This window comes from Chitinophaga sp. YIM B06452 (assembly GCF_039655965.1).
Lineage (GTDB): Bacteria > Bacteroidota > Bacteroidia > Chitinophagales > Chitinophagaceae > Chitinophaga.
Genome location: NZ_JAWLKY010000003.1, coordinates 507,116 through 521,746, shown reverse-complemented (window position 1 = coordinate 521,746; position 14,631 = coordinate 507,116). Strand labels below are relative to the sequence as shown.

Here is a 14,631-nt window from a genome sequence, read left to right as displayed (position 1 = left end):
AATCGGTGATTCTTACTTTGAGAGTGTTGCTTTTATCGGATCAAAAAAACCAGCGTCATCCAGAAAACCAATTTCCATTAAAGCATCGTCAGTTATGGTTCCTGCCCCAACCGCAGCATTAACCACGCTATTACCCACAGGCAAGAATTTTGCACCTTTCGCCAGATTACCAAATCCGGGAATCGTTGAGACAAGACCTACCCAAGCCAGTGTTTGATCTGCACTACTAGAAGCGTCTACTCCGTACATATCCTTTTTTACTGTTATTGAATAAATACTATTAGTAGCACCAATTAAAGGATTTAATCCCGCAATTCCTTTAACGATCCCTGGGGCTTGCCCCTCTCGGTTAAATTCACCCGAACCACGCGCCCATGCATCCCCCATTATTGCTAAGCCCTTCACATATTCAAATCCGGATTTTGTTGTCAAGTCGATATCATAGCTATTCTTTCCTGTTGCCCTAAGTAAATCTGACCTATCTTTTCCGGGCCGAAAAACCTGATTAGTAACGTTGTATTCTTTTGATTTTACACCATCCGCATTAGTATATGAACTGGTATATCCGGATTTATCTTGTACAGATGCCCAGTTCTTGCCGTCACTTCCTTTAAACTTATGAAATTCACCTCCTGTTTGCTTTGCATATTCACGTGCTTGCCTAATATGCTTTTTCTCCCAAAACCATTTGCCATCAGAATCAACACCATTAATAGGATTATTACCCATTGAAAGATAGGGCGAGCCGTATTGAAGTTTCGGGTCATGCGTTTGCCATCTCCCTATCTGCAGATCGTAAAATCTCGCACCATAATCATACCATTCCAGTCCGCTTCCATTACCAAACTCCCCATCCTGCAACTCCTTCCCGTTGTACCGGTATTTATTCCGCAGTTTACTATAGGTCGCATCTGTGCTAATACCCCTCATGGTCAGCCCAAACGGATAATAATGCGTCTCTTCCAACATCGGACCCGGTAAGCTCAAGACCGTTACATTATCAAAGAACACATCCTGCGGACTTTCATTACTGGTGTACACATACAAAAAGCCACTCTTCTCCATCACCATCTTATCCTGCGCCAGCGTCTGCAGTTCATCCGGTGTGGCCTGCACCTGTTTCACCCCGCTGTTATCTTCCACCAAGTTAAACTGTTCGTCGAACAACACAAAATTCAGGTAAGCCCTGGGCCGCTGCGGGTTGGCTGCATCTTTGTCCTTTTCCTTCAGCCGCTGGTAGGCATTGTTAAAATCATTGTTGAAGGGCGTGTTGTTCACGGCGGTGTTTGCTGCACCATGGCCAGGTTCCGTGGTATTTTGCCCATTGCCGAAGGCGCTGATCAAGGCGCCCAGCATGTCCTGCGGTACAGCGTTGTTGTTTTGCTCTGCTGGGCCGGATTTATAGAAGGCCTTGGCACCGATCTGGATCGTATCACCCGCCATCACTTTCAGCACCAGGCTGGGGCCGATCTTTTTATCCGGGTTATTGCCGTTCAGTTTGGCTACGAAGCTGTTTGGCTGGATGGTAGTCTCTGTGGTGGCTTGTGGGGTCGCATCCTCGGGGTAACCGGCAGGCTTTTCAGTCCTGGTCGCATCGATGTTGCTGAACAAGGCATTTTCCTTTGCTGCGCTCTCCGGCTCCATGCTGGCCATATACATCGAAAAATCCGTCTGCTCCGTCAGCACCACCCGGATATTGCCCAGGTGGTCCTTGACAAAGTAATCATACCTGTATTGCAGCGGCTGGCCCGATTGGAATACTGTCCGGATACGGCCCTCTTCGTGGCTCAGCAGTTGCAGTGTGTCATTCTCATATACCAGGCCCCCGCTCATATAGTCTGTAGTGGTTACTTTGGAAGGGGTAATTGTATTGTCTGTCACCGTCTTTTTCAGTTTATTGCCAGCTGCATCGTACTGGTAGGCGATGGTGCCTTTGCCCGTGATGGTTATCGTCTGCGGCAGGTTAAGATGGTTATACACAATGCCTGTGATCTCCTTGTTCTTATCCGCCATCATATTGCCATTCACATCGTAGCTGTAATCGAAGTCCGTCGTGGGGGCACTTTGGTTGGAGGTATTATTGGCTGTGGGTTCCTTGAAGTCGCCCAGCGTGCTGCTGACGTCATTGACATTATCCCGCACATAGCGCAGCCGGTTACTGTTGGCATAGTAGGCATAGCTCAGCTGGTCCACCGTAGCCGGGGCGCCGGCTTTCAGGCCCCGCTGGGTCATGGACAGAATGTTGCCATTGGCATCGTAAGCCAGGTTGTTCACACTGAAGTCCACCAGGTTCTTTTGCCAGGTGGTGGTGCCGGTATTTTGCTGGTTGAAGTCCGTAGCCGTCAGCCGGTTGGCTTTATCATACCCGAATCCCATCGCCCGGGCAATACCATCACCGCCGCTTTTCCACTTGGCTCCGCCGATATTGCCATTGTACTGGTTGGTGGTAAATCCGTAATCGTAGCTCAGTTCCTGGCCGAACCAGTTGGTGGTGCTGCCAGCAGTGCTGACATAGGTTTTGTTGATCCCTTTCAGCCAGCCCCGGACATTGTATTCATAAGCCAGTTTCTCCAGTTGGGTGGAGGCGCTGGTAACGCCCAGTTTCTTTTCCTTGAGTTGGCCCAGCTCGTCATAGTCCATCGTAGCCACGGTCCTTTCCAGGGCGGTATTGTCGTTGAGCTGTTTTTTAATGGAACGCAGCCGCCCTGCAGCATCATAGGTGTTCATCGTCAGTACCGTCGTCTGGGGCGTGGCGCCACTGCGCGGGTTGGTGTGGCGGACATAGCTGCTGAGCACCTTGCCGTTAAAATCATAGAGGCTGGTTACAATGTCTTTGCCGCCGCCGGTATTGTCGCTGATGGCTTGGATCACCCGGCCTTTGTTGTCATAAAACATCGTGGTGGTCAGCCATTGGTCAGATGTACCCAGCACCTTTATCCGGCTACCGGTGGTCAGCCCTTTGGTCATGGTGCTGGCGGCGGTGACAGATTCCGCATAAGGATTGGTACCTGCCTGGGGCTTGGAAAGGTCTGCCGATTGCAGGCTGTGGCTGCCGGTATACGTGTAATTATCGTAAAAAGTATAGGTCAGTGGCTGGTAGCCAGTGATGCTGGGCAGCGGGTTGCTGACGGTGAGCTGGGTAGTCAGCCCTTGCAGGGCAGGATCGATCTCGGCCACGAACTCCGCCGCCGTTTCACTTTCAAAGCCTGGCTGAAACGTGACGCTGCCAGTGGCTTTGTAGCTGGTCAGGCCGGTTTGCCGGTTGCCCACTACCAGGTCTGCAACTCCGGGAGCGGTATAGGTTAATGTCGTGCCTGTTGTAGCGGTGTTCATTGCTGTTTGCAGCTGGTCCCGCGTGGAATTGGAGGGATAGAGCGCTGTCATTACCGGCCGGTTCAGCGCATCATAAAAGGTCACCAGCCATTCTTTGGTGGGTGATTTAGCACGCTGCACAGAGTCCTGAGTAAACACCAGCCGGTCCCGGACGTCATAGACCATCTGCACCGGTCCGGCGCCGGGAACCCGCTTTTCGATCATGCGCCTGCGTCCATCGTATTGATACCGGAAACACAGCTCGTCGGCAATGGAGGTGCTAATCACCCAACTACTATTAATGAGTTCTACGGCCCGGGGTGGGATTACACAGCGCAGGTTGTTCAGATCATCATACACGTAATACGTGCAAAGCCAGCCTACATGGGCTGTGCCAGGGGTAACTGCCAGCTGCACTTTCTTCAGGATGACCCGCTCTTCTTTGTCTTTATACTCCACCACCTGGTTGCCCGCTTCATCCTGGGTGATATTCTTATACAACTGTCCTGCGCCATATACCCTGCCAGCTGCACTGGTCGGAATAGTGACACTGGTGGGCATGTCCCAGATATGCACTGAATCATTTACCGCATTAACCAAATATTGCAGGCTTACCGGTTTGTTACCACCTTCCAGCGCCCAGCTGTTGCCGGGTGCATAAGTGCTCAGCACCCGGTTCAAAGGAGAGGCTTCAAATGCCGTGCGTTTATAATAGATACTTTCACCCTGTGCACCGGGATTGAGTGTTGCATTCTGGTAAAAGGCGGCCTGCCCGGCAAAAGGCGCGGTCTTGAATAAACCGTCACTGGTATTACCCGTCTGGGGTACATAGGGCAGGTATTTTAGCTGCTCCCGCCCGTAAGCGTCATATATCTGCATGTTCACCAGGTCCTTACCACCGGTAGCCTCCACCGTTACACCACCGCTCATACCTTTGGATACCTGCTGGATCGGACGGCCTAACCCGTCAAAATATTGCGTGGCCTGTTTTACTTCCTTTACCGTCCGCGCCGTGGCCGTCACTACCGCAGGATCGGTGGTCGGCATGGCCGGCTCCCAGGTGCGGATGTAATTGATGGTGGGATTGGTATATGCTGCAGGAACAGTAGCCGCTGTCGCCGAAGGACGGGAGCTTGTGTTCGGGGCGTTCTGGGCCTGGCTAACATGGTAACTTAACAAACCCGCGATTAACAAAACATACTGAGGGATTCTGAACATAGGTATCAAATGGTTCAATGAAGAGATAAATAGCAAATAGCTAATAGTTCTAAATATAAATATTTTTTTTGGAAAGCAATATTTCCTGCTGCCAGCTAAGAACGTCGTAAAGACCGGGACTAGATAGAAGCAAGATGGAAGGATGACGCAGGGAAAGGGCCTGCATCAATACAGGAATAATACCGGATACGTGGACTTGCTGCGGAGATGATGTGGAAATAGCATGGAGATGCCGTAATAGTAGCATAAGGCATTTTTTCACCTAATGTAAATGGCATTTTGCATAATGAAATTGTGTTTTCTGAGAGAAAATATTGCTGTACAAAGCACGGGGTTAAACGAAAGAAGCACATTAGAGGGAAAAATGAAATGAAGGGGCATAAAGGTTCACCGGCAAGCGCTTGCCGGGCAATATCATAAGTATATTCTACAAGTTATTGCAGTCATAGTTTATTCCCGTTGCGGCGAATGAATGATCATCCCCGGCAGATAAGGCATAGGCTGGCGATAGCGCCGGGCCTGCGCTTCGTCACGGGAGTAAGTAACCGCCCCGCGATGCTCCACCATTGGCGGCAATACCGCGATCACTTCCGCAGCCGCATACTTCCTGTTCCGCAACATATACATCCGCCCATGCTCTTCCTGTAACGAAGTTACTTCCAGTATTACGCAGCTTACCGCATCCGGCGAAGCAGGTACCGTAAGCGTAAAAGCTTCCGAAGACTTACCCATTTCCAACAATACCGGTTCTGATTGCTCGGCAGTAGCTGCCGTGTAACCGGGACGGATACATACCGCCAAAGCTTTAATGCTGATATGCGTAGCCTGGGGATGCCCATTCAATGCCTCCATCGCCGGAACCGCCACTTCAATATTGCCATTACCATCCCGGGTAACTACGGGAGCAACCGTAAGCAGCCTGCCCAATTCCGCATGCGGCGTGAAACAAAAACCCTCCAACGCCCGGAAATGCCGGGGAATAAACCGTTTCATACCATGCAGGTCATCCTGCCGCAGCACGCCCAGCAAAGCCCGGTTCAGCCGGTTCCCCAATGTGCTTTCAGAAGCGGTATCCATGATACCCTCCAGGGCATGGCGTATCGCCGCACCCAGCTTGCTGGCCTTGCCAAAGCAGCGCCCGCTGATCTTACTGCGCGGGCTTTGCCGCACCCGTTGCGGCATGGAGCGCAGGTAGTACTCCCCGCCTACGCGGTAGCCGATGAGGTTGCCCAACCGGCCCGTGAATTTTAAAACACCTGTTTGTGTAGCCATAATTTAAGTTTTTAACTAAAGGTAAATCAATGCCAACTGGCCGTCCCGGGAAGCCATTCGTCAATTACGAATACCCGTAGGAACAGGCTTAGATAATTTCGAACAGGGGTTACACTCCCAATTAGTGATTATTTAAAGCCCGTTCTACCAGCATTGAATGTTTTCGAAATCATAAACCACCCGGTATTCCCCTGATGATCATTCCGTTAAAACCACCCTCCATCCAACACAATCCTGTCATTCTGTCATTTTTTTATGTATTTTTGCTGTCCTAAAAACGAAGACAGGATCATGCTGGAAACAGTACAGAAAATACACGATGAAAGCCGCCAGGGCGAGGCCATTGCCCCGGCCAGTGAAGACACGCGCACTTATTCAAAAAAATTCTATATAGAAAGCTATGGTTGCCAGATGAATTTCAATGATTCTGAGATCGTAGCCTCCATCCTCAACCAGGAAGGTTTCGGCGCCACCCGCAACGTGGAAGAGGCCGACCTCGTGCTGCTCAACACCTGTTCCATCCGCGAAAAAGCTGAACAGACCGTCCGCCAGCGGCTTACCGAGTTCAAAAAGACCAAGAAAAACAAACCCGGCTTCCTCGTCGGCGTACTCGGCTGCATGGCTGAACGCCTCAAAGCCAAATTCCTGGAAGAAGAAAAGCTCGTAGACCTCGTGGTAGGCCCCGACGCCTACCGCACCCTCCCCGCCCTCATCGAAGAGGCTGGCACCGGCCAGAAAGCCATCAACGTGCTGCTGAGCCGCGAAGAGACCTATGGGGACATCAGCCCGGTACGCCTGGACAGCAACGGCGTCACCGCCTTTGTATCCATCATGCGCGGCTGCAACAACATGTGCTCCTTCTGCGTAGTGCCCTTCACCCGCGGCCGCGAACGCAGCCGCGACCCGTATTCCATCCTCGCGGAAGCCACTGATCTCTTTGAAAGAGGCTACCGCGAAGTGACCCTCCTGGGCCAGAACGTTGATTCGTATTATTTCGTGGACGAGGCGAAGGACGAAACCGTCACCTTCGCCCTGCTGCTGGAAAAAGTAGCCGCCATCAGCCCGCTGCTGCGCGTGCGCTTTTCCACCTCCCACCCGAAAGATATCACCGATGAAGTGCTGTACGCCATGGCCCGCCATGAGAACATCTGCAACTACATCCACCTGCCCGTCCAAAGCGGCAGCAACCGCATCCTTCAGCTCATGAACCGCACCTACACCCGGGAATGGTACATGAAAAAAATAGACCGCATCCGCGAAATACTGCCGGACTGCGCACTGTCTACCGACGTGATCACCGGCTTCTGCACGGAAACGGAAGAAGACCACCAGGATACCATGGCCATCATGGAATACGCGAAATATGAGCTTGCCTATATGTTCGCCTACTCCGAAAGGCCCGGCACCCTGGCCGCCCGCCGCTACCAGGACGATGTGCCCGAAGACGTGAAAAAACGCCGCCTGGCCGAAGTGGTGGCCCTTCACCGCCAACACTCGCTGGAAGGCATGCAAAAAGAAGTAGGCAGGACCTGCAAAGTGCTCATCGAAGGCGTTTCCAAACGTTCGGACGCCCATTATTTCGGAAGGAACGATCAGAATAAAGTAGTGGTTTTCCCGAAGGAGAATTTCCAAAAGGGAGACTATGTGATGGTTAAAATAGATGACTGTACGGCCGGTACACTGATCGGTACGATCGTGCCGGGGCCGTACCAAAACTAACGGACATGGACAATATTCAAAGCATTAAGAACCGCTTCGGCATCATCGGCAACTCGCAGGCGCTCAATTACGCCCTGCAGGTGGCCGCACAGGTGGCCAACACCGACCTCACGGTGCTGATCTCCGGCGAAAGCGGCGTTGGTAAAGAAGTTTTTTCACAGATCATACACGCGCTCAGCGCCCGTAAACATAATCCTTTCATCGCCGTCAACTGCGGCGCCATTCCCGAAGGCACTATCGACTCCGAACTGTTCGGCCACGAAAAAGGCTCCTTCACCGGCGCGGTAGACAGCCGGAAAGGTTATTTCGAAACCGTGAACGGCGGCACCATCTTCCTGGACGAGATCGGGGAAATGCCGCTCGGCACACAGGCCCGCCTGCTGCGCGTGCTGGAAACCGGCGAATACATCCGCGTAGGCTCTTCCAAAGTGCAGAAAACAGACGTGCGCGTGATCGCCGCCACCAACCGCGACCTGCTGGAACGCACCGAGCAGGGCAAGTTCAGGGAAGACCTCTACTACCGCCTCAACACCGTGCCCATCCGTGTGCCTTCCCTGCGCGACCGCAAGGAAGACATTCCCATGCTGTTCCGCAAATTCTGCGTGGACTTCGCCGAACGTTATAAAACCACCTCCATCCAGCTGGACGATGAGGCCCGCGACATACTGGTCAACTATCCCTGGCCGGGCAACGTGCGCGAGCTGAAGAACATCGCGGAACAGATCTCCGTGCTGGCCCCCGAGAAACTGGTGCATGCGGCCGACCTCCGGCGCTTTTTACCGGAGCAGCCCGCGGTCAACCGCCTCCCGGCCGTGATCCCCAGCACGCACAACGGCGCAGCCGGCGGTGATTTCTCCAGCGAGCGCGACATCCTCTACAAACTGTTCTTCGACATGAAGAAAGATGTGACCGAGCTGAAGAAAATGTTCTTCGACGTGCTGCAAAACCCCGGCATGGCGCATGCCGCGGCTTTCCAGGACTCCGCTCCCATGCACAACTTCCAGCCTGCCGAAACGCCCGCCACGCCCAACATCATTGCTGCGCCGGCACAGCCGCTGATCATACACGACAACAAAATAGACCACCACGAGGAAGTGGAAGAAACCCTGTCTATCGCCGATAAGGAAAAAGAGCTGATCGAAAAAGCGCTGAAAAAACACAAAGGGAAAAGAAAGGACGCGGCGCTGGACCTCGGCATTTCGGAACGGACTTTGTACAGGAAACTGAAGGAATACAACATCAATGAGTAAATACCCTATGTCAAAATACTTTTACCTGGCCGCCTGCCTCGGCCTGTGGATGGCCCTGGGCGCCTGCACCATTAAATATTCCGCCAACGGGGCGAGCATAGACCCGGAAGCCAAGACCGTGCTGGTAAGGTTCATCGAGAACCGCGCGCCGCAAAACAACCCGCAGCTGAGCCAGCAGATCACCGAGAAGCTGCGCCAGAAGATACTCGCGCAAACCCGCCTTACGCAAACCAACGAGCAGAACGCGGATTATGAATTCAAAGGCACGATCACGGGGTATTCCGTTTCCAACGCCGCCGTAACGGATATCGACAAACCGGCCACGGCCCGCCTCACCATTACGCTGAATATTACTTTCGTGAACCGCATACCCGGTAAAAAAGGATTCGCTAACCAGTCGTTCTCCCGTTCCGCGGACTTCAACGCCTCGCAAACGCTGAATGACGCGGAATCGCGCCTGCTGGCGGAGATCGTTCCCAACCTGGTAGACGATGTGTTTAACCGGGCCTTTGCCAACTGGTAGAGGCGTTTATTTGATTTAAGTATTATTTTCATATTTTAGCATCCATGACCGCTAACAGGATCATTCACCATATTTTTAGCCAACCGGACCTCCGGAACGTTGACCAGGCAAGCCTGGAGCGGCTGGTGGAAACGTATCCCTACTTTGCGGCGGCCAGGGTGTTGCTGGCACAGAAACAATTCTCCTACACCCCGGACTACAATACCCCTGTTTTCAAGAAAGCGCAGTTATACACGAGCACGCCTCAATACCTTTACCAGCTTGCCATTGCGGGTGAAAAGCCTGTGGAAGCGGAAGAGCGCGCCAACGGGTTTGCGCCGGCAGCATACAGGAAGGAAGCCGTAGCGGGTGAAGACAATATCGTGGCGAAGCTGGAAGCCGAAGCGGAAGCGAGCCTAACAGCCGCTGACGCGGCGCCCGACCCGGATGCGCTGATGGAAACCGTTGTGGCGGAAGAAACGCCCGCTATCATTCCCGCCCCGCTCACTGTGGATGAGGAAATAGCCCTCGAAGACGAGGTAAGCGCAGAAGACCAGGCCATCCTGGATGCGCTGGAAGCGGAAGACCGTGCCACTGCCGCCAAGGCGGAAGCCGAAGCGAAGAGAATAGCTGAAGAAGAAGCTGCCAGAACGGCTGCCGAAGCCGAAGCAAAGAGAATTGCTGAAGAAGAAGCTGCAAGAGCTGCGGCTGAAGCTGAAGCAAAAAGAATTGCCGAGGAAGAAGCTGCAAGAGCCGCGGCTGAAGCAGAAGCGAAAAGAATTGCCGAAGAAGAAGCTGCGAGAATGGCTGCTGAGGCTGAAGCCAAAAGGATAGCCGAAGAGGAAGCTGCAAGAGCCGCGGCTGAAGCAGAAGCGAAGAGAATAGCCGAGGAGGAAGCTGCAAGAGCCGCTGCTGAAGCAGAAGCGAAAAGAATAGCCGATGAAGAAGCTGCAAAAGCTGCGGCTGAAGCCGAAGCAAAAAGAATTGCAGAGGAAGAAGCTGCAAGAGTTGCTGCTGAAGCCGAAGCAAAAAGGATAGCAGAAGAAGAAGAAGCAAGAGCCGCTGCGGAAGCCGAAGCCAAAAGAATTGCCGAAGAAGAGGCTGCTGCAAGAGCCGCGGCTGAGGCTGAAGCGAAGAGAATTGCCGAAGAGGAAGCCGCAAGAATGGCTGCTGAAGCCGAAGCCAAAAGAATTGCCGAAGAAGCTGCTGCCGAAGCTGAGAAAGACGAAGTGGTAGCCGTGGATTACGAAGCCGTTGAAGCAGAGATCGCCCGCACCTCTACGGAAGATGAAATTGTCGCTATCGACTACGAGGCCGCCGAGGCTGAAGCCGCCCGCACTTCCACCGAAGATGAGATCGTGGCCATCGACTACGACGCGCTGAAGCCGGAACAATACGAACCGGAAATTGAGGAGGAAGAGATACTCGTGCCTTCCCAGACCCGGCCCGAAGGCGCCGGCCTGACCCTGCCCAGGGCAGACCAGGAAACACCCCTGGAGCAGGTGGCCACAGACGATCATATTGAAGAAGCGGAGGAGCCGCGGACCGCTGCGGAAGAGGAAACGCCCATCCGCATCCACCCGATGGACACCCCGGCGGAAGAAACCGTGCTCACCTTCCAGCCACTCTATACGGAAGATTATTTTGCCTATAAAAAGTTGAAAGACCCGAACGCTGCAGATAAGATGACAGAGAAAGCCGCCGCCGAGATGAGGAGTTTTACAGACTGGCTCCGCGAAATAAAAGACAATTTTTCAGGTAGGGCCGCGAAAGACTGGTATCACCAGCAACTGCACAAGCTGTATGAAGACGACGACCCGGAAGTGACCGAAAGAGTGGAAAAGATGGCCATCCAGTCCATCACCCTCAACGACGACATCGTGTCCGAGACCCTGGCAGAGATCTGGGTACGCCAGCACCAGCCTGAAAAAGCGATTGCCATCTACCAAAAATTAAGTTTGCTTAATCCCGGTAAAAACGCTTATTTTGCGCAAAAGATAAACGAACTTAAACAACTCAGACAATAATAAATTACGACTAATATGTTGATTTTCTTTGGAGTATTGATTGTGGTGGCCTGTATTTTACTGGGCTTCTTCGTGCTGGTACAGAATCCTAAAGGCGGCGGCCTCTCCGGCTCCTTCGGCGGTTTCGGCAACCAGGTGATGGGCGTTCGCCAGACCACCGACGTACTGGAAAAAGGTACCTGGATACTCGCAGCAGCCATTGCTGTTCTCTGCCTCACTTCCACCATGTTTGTCGGCAGAGGCGGCGCTACCGGCCCCGTAAGAGGCAACAGCGCCATCGAAAAATCAGCAGGATCTGGCCCGGCAGCTACCCCGCCCGCAACGCTCCCGCTGAACCAGCAGACCGCTCCCCCGGCCCAGCCTGTAGACACCAACAAGAAGTAATATTATTTGCCAATATAATATTTGAAAGGACCTCGCCGTTAAAAGCGGGGTTTTTTATTGAATGACCGCCACTGTTCCATGAAACCGAGCATGAGAAGATTTCTCACACAGGGGAATGTTAATGCGAGGTTCCATCCGGCCTTGAAAAGACAAATATTAACGGATGAAACAAAAGACCAAAAAAAATAATTCCCCCTGGGTGCGCCGTATTGCCGTGATCGCCGCCTGCCTGCTGGCCGGCGCGCTCGTTGCCGGAGGTTACCTCCTGATGGGCCCCAACACCCGTTCTTTCGGTGATAAAAAATATTTCTACATACCCACCGGCAGCAAGTATGCAGACGTGCTCCAGGGCCTGAAAGACCAGGAGATCGTCAGCTCCCCCGCCACCTTCAACCTCGTTGCCCGCCAGCTGGATTACCCGGACCGTGTGAAAGCCGGCCGCTATGAGATCAAAAAAGGCATGGGCAACCTGGAGATCGTGCGCATCCTGCGCTCCGGCAGGCAGTCGCCCGTAAAACTCGTGATCAACAAGCTGCGGCTGAAAGAAGACTTCATACGCCTCGTATCTTCCCAGTTGGAAGCCGATTCCACCGCCCTGCGCGCCATTATGGACGACGGCGTGTACCTCCGCCAGTTCGGGCTGGACACACAGACCGTGATGTGCGCAGTAATGCCCAACACTTACGAATTCTACTGGAATACCACCGCCGGCAAAGTGTTCGAAAAACTGGAAGAAAGCTACGCCCGCTTCTGGACAGACCAACGCAAGGCAAAGGCCGCAGCCCTCGGGCTCACGCCCGCCGAAGTGGTCACCCTCGCTTCTATCGTGGAAGAAGAAACGAACCGCCACGACGAAAAACCGAACATCGCCAGCGTATATCTCAACCGGCTTAAACAAGGCATGCGCCTCGGCGCGGACCCCACCGTGAAATACGCGATGAAGAACTTCGCGCTGAAACGCATCTGGGGCGCTTACCTCGAATACGATTCTCCGTATAACACTTACCGTTATGCCGGCCTGCCGCCCGGCCCTATCTGCACCCCTTCCGTAAAATCCATCGAAGCGGTGCTGGAACCGGCGGACACGAAATACCTTTATTTCTGCGCAAAGGCCGATGGCAGCGGTTATCACGCTTTCGCCGAAACTTTCAAGGAACATCTCGAGAACGCACGCACCTACCAGAAGGAATTGAATGCAAGAGGGATTAAATAACCCTTTCTTCGTACTTTTACACCGGTCCAACAAAATCCCCGGATGATCGATGTAGAAAAAATCATTCTCAGTTCCAAGCCTGTACGTTGGGTGATCCATAAAAGCAAGTCGCTGGTGTTGCCGGGGTTCGACCGTGCGCCGCTGTACGACGTGATCGTGTTTTTCCTGAAAGAAACCGCGAAAGAAAGCCTCACCGAACGCGCCGCCGCGATCTCTTTCAACTTCCTGCTGGCTATTCCGCCCTTCTTCATCTTCCTGTTCACCCTCGTGCCCTTCATTCCTTTGCAAAACGTGGAGCCGACCTTATATGACCTCGCGGAGAGCCTCACGCCCAACTACAACAGCTACATCATCGTGCGCGACATGATCCACGACTTCCTCTACACGCAGCGCAATACCCTGCTTTCATTCGCATTCATACTCAGCTTTTATTATTCCTCCAACGGCGTAATGGGCATGCTCCGCTCGTTCGACAAGCTGCTGCCGGGCTTCAAGCAGCGCACCTGGTGGCAGACGCGGCTTACCGCGCTGATGCTCACCGTATTCCTCGTATTGCTGCTGCTCGTAACCGTCGCGCTGATCATCATGCAGGGCACCATCCTGAAAATGATCCTGCAAAAACTGGCCATTGCGGACGCCGTTTCACAATTCTCCATCGGCCTGGTGAGGTGGGCGCTCATCGTGCTGCTGTTCTTCTCCATCATTTCCGTGATCTACCGCTGGGGGCCGGCCACCAAAAAGAAATGGAAGTTCATTTCCGCGGGTTCCACCTTCGCTACTATTTCCATGATCGTGGTAACATTGGGATTCTCTTTCTGGGTGACGAATTTTGCGCAATACAACCAGATCTACGGCTCTATCGGCACCATTCTCGTGCTGATGCTCGTGGTATATTTCAATTCATTCATATTGCTGATCGGCTTCGAATTAAACACCAGCATCAGCACGCTGCGCGAAATAGCCGCAGAACGCGAAATGAAGGAAGCGCCTGAGTTACAGGGACTTTCATGACCTCTCCGTTAATATCATATCAATTTCCCGCTGAAGATTTTCTAAATTGGGATAGACGGCTTTTTATTCCCTGCGAAATGCCTTAATTTCATGTTGAACCAAATAAGGGAGCCTATGAAAAAGCAAATTCTTTTACTGCTTTTAGCAGTGCTTTCACTTGTGGCATTCCGTTTTCCCGATTCGCTGGATATCGGGGCGAAGCTGCCTAAGGCAGATATTAAAATGAAAGATATTTCCGGCAAGGAATTCTCGCTCAACGATGTAAAAAAAGCCAACGGCCTGCTGGTCATGTTCAGCTGCAATACCTGCCCATACGTAAAACGTAACCAGGACCGCACCCGCGAAATATGCCAGTTTGCACTGAAGAACAACATTGGCGTGATACTGATCAATTCCAATGAAGCCGAACGCAACGGCGGCGACTCTTACGAAGCCATGCAGAGCTACGGCAAAGGGCAGCGCTACGGCTGGCCTTATGTTGTAGATAAAGACAATGCCATCGCGGACGCCTTCGCGGCAGACCGCACGCCCGAATGTTACCTCTTCAACAAAGACGCCACCCTGGTGTATAAAGGCGCGATAGACGACAATCCCGGCAGCGCTGAAAGCGTACAGACCAAATACCTGCACAACGCCATCGCCGCCATGGTCAGCGGTAAACCAGTGCCGGTAACCAGCACCGCATCCGTAGGCTGCGGCATCAAACGCAAAATGTAAGATCAG

The 14,631-nt window shown here is 52.9% G+C and carries 10 protein-coding genes; 8 read left to right on the top strand and 2 right to left on the bottom strand.

Annotated elements, in window-relative coordinates; translation table 11 throughout:
- Window positions 1-12 precede the first annotated feature (12 nt).
- Window positions 13-4,491, bottom strand: coding sequence for a DUF6443 domain-containing protein (locus tag R3I13_RS18940; RefSeq protein WP_346319531.1), 4,479 nt, complete (start codon window positions 4,489-4,491; stop codon window positions 13-15).
- A 489-nt stretch (window positions 4,492-4,980) separates the two neighbouring features.
- On the bottom strand, window positions 4,981-5,802 hold the full coding sequence (locus R3I13_RS18935; RefSeq protein ID WP_346319530.1) for a hypothetical protein: 822 nt from the start codon (window positions 5,800-5,802) through the stop codon (window positions 4,981-4,983).
- A gap of 291 nt (window positions 5,803-6,093) precedes the next feature.
- On the opposite strand from R3I13_RS18935, the gene miaB reads away from it, so the two are divergent.
- From miaB to R3I13_RS18895, 8 genes are all read left to right on the top strand, one after another.
- On the top strand, window positions 6,094-7,521 hold the full coding sequence (gene miaB, locus R3I13_RS18930) for a tRNA (N6-isopentenyl adenosine(37)-C2)-methylthiotransferase MiaB (protein WP_346319529.1): 1,428 nt from the start codon (window positions 6,094-6,096) through the stop codon (window positions 7,519-7,521).
- Between the two features lie 5 nt (window positions 7,522-7,526).
- The gene (locus tag R3I13_RS18925; protein WP_346319528.1) at window positions 7,527-8,771 is read left to right on the top strand and encodes a sigma-54 dependent transcriptional regulator; all 1,245 of its coding nucleotides are present in this window, start codon (window positions 7,527-7,529) and stop codon (window positions 8,769-8,771) included.
- Window positions 8,772-8,778: 7 nt separating this feature from the next.
- On the top strand, window positions 8,779-9,294 hold the full coding sequence (locus tag R3I13_RS18920) for an LptE family protein (protein WP_346319527.1): 516 nt from the start codon (window positions 8,779-8,781) through the stop codon (window positions 9,292-9,294).
- Between the two features lie 44 nt (window positions 9,295-9,338).
- Window positions 9,339-11,300 carry a hypothetical protein gene (locus R3I13_RS18915; protein WP_346319526.1) on the top strand — a complete coding sequence of 654 codons (1,962 nt, stop codon included), beginning with the start codon at window positions 9,339-9,341 and terminating at the stop codon, window positions 11,298-11,300.
- A 15-nt stretch (window positions 11,301-11,315) separates the two neighbouring features.
- A complete protein-coding gene (gene secG, locus R3I13_RS18910; RefSeq protein ID WP_346319525.1) occupies window positions 11,316-11,684 on the top strand; it encodes a preprotein translocase subunit SecG in 369 nt (122 codons plus the stop codon).
- Between the two features lie 163 nt (window positions 11,685-11,847).
- Window positions 11,848-12,897 carry an endolytic transglycosylase MltG gene (gene mltG / locus R3I13_RS18905; protein ID WP_346319524.1) on the top strand — a complete coding sequence of 350 codons (1,050 nt, stop codon included), beginning with the start codon at window positions 11,848-11,850 and terminating at the stop codon, window positions 12,895-12,897.
- A 42-nt stretch (window positions 12,898-12,939) separates the two neighbouring features.
- Complete coding sequence (locus tag R3I13_RS18900) at window positions 12,940-13,908, top strand: YihY/virulence factor BrkB family protein (protein ID WP_346319523.1); 969 nt, start codon at window positions 12,940-12,942, stop codon at window positions 13,906-13,908.
- 114 nt (window positions 13,909-14,022) lie between these two features.
- Complete coding sequence (locus R3I13_RS18895; protein ID WP_346319522.1) at window positions 14,023-14,625, top strand: thioredoxin family protein; 603 nt, start codon at window positions 14,023-14,025, stop codon at window positions 14,623-14,625.
- The last annotated feature ends 6 nt before the right edge of the window (window positions 14,626-14,631 follow it).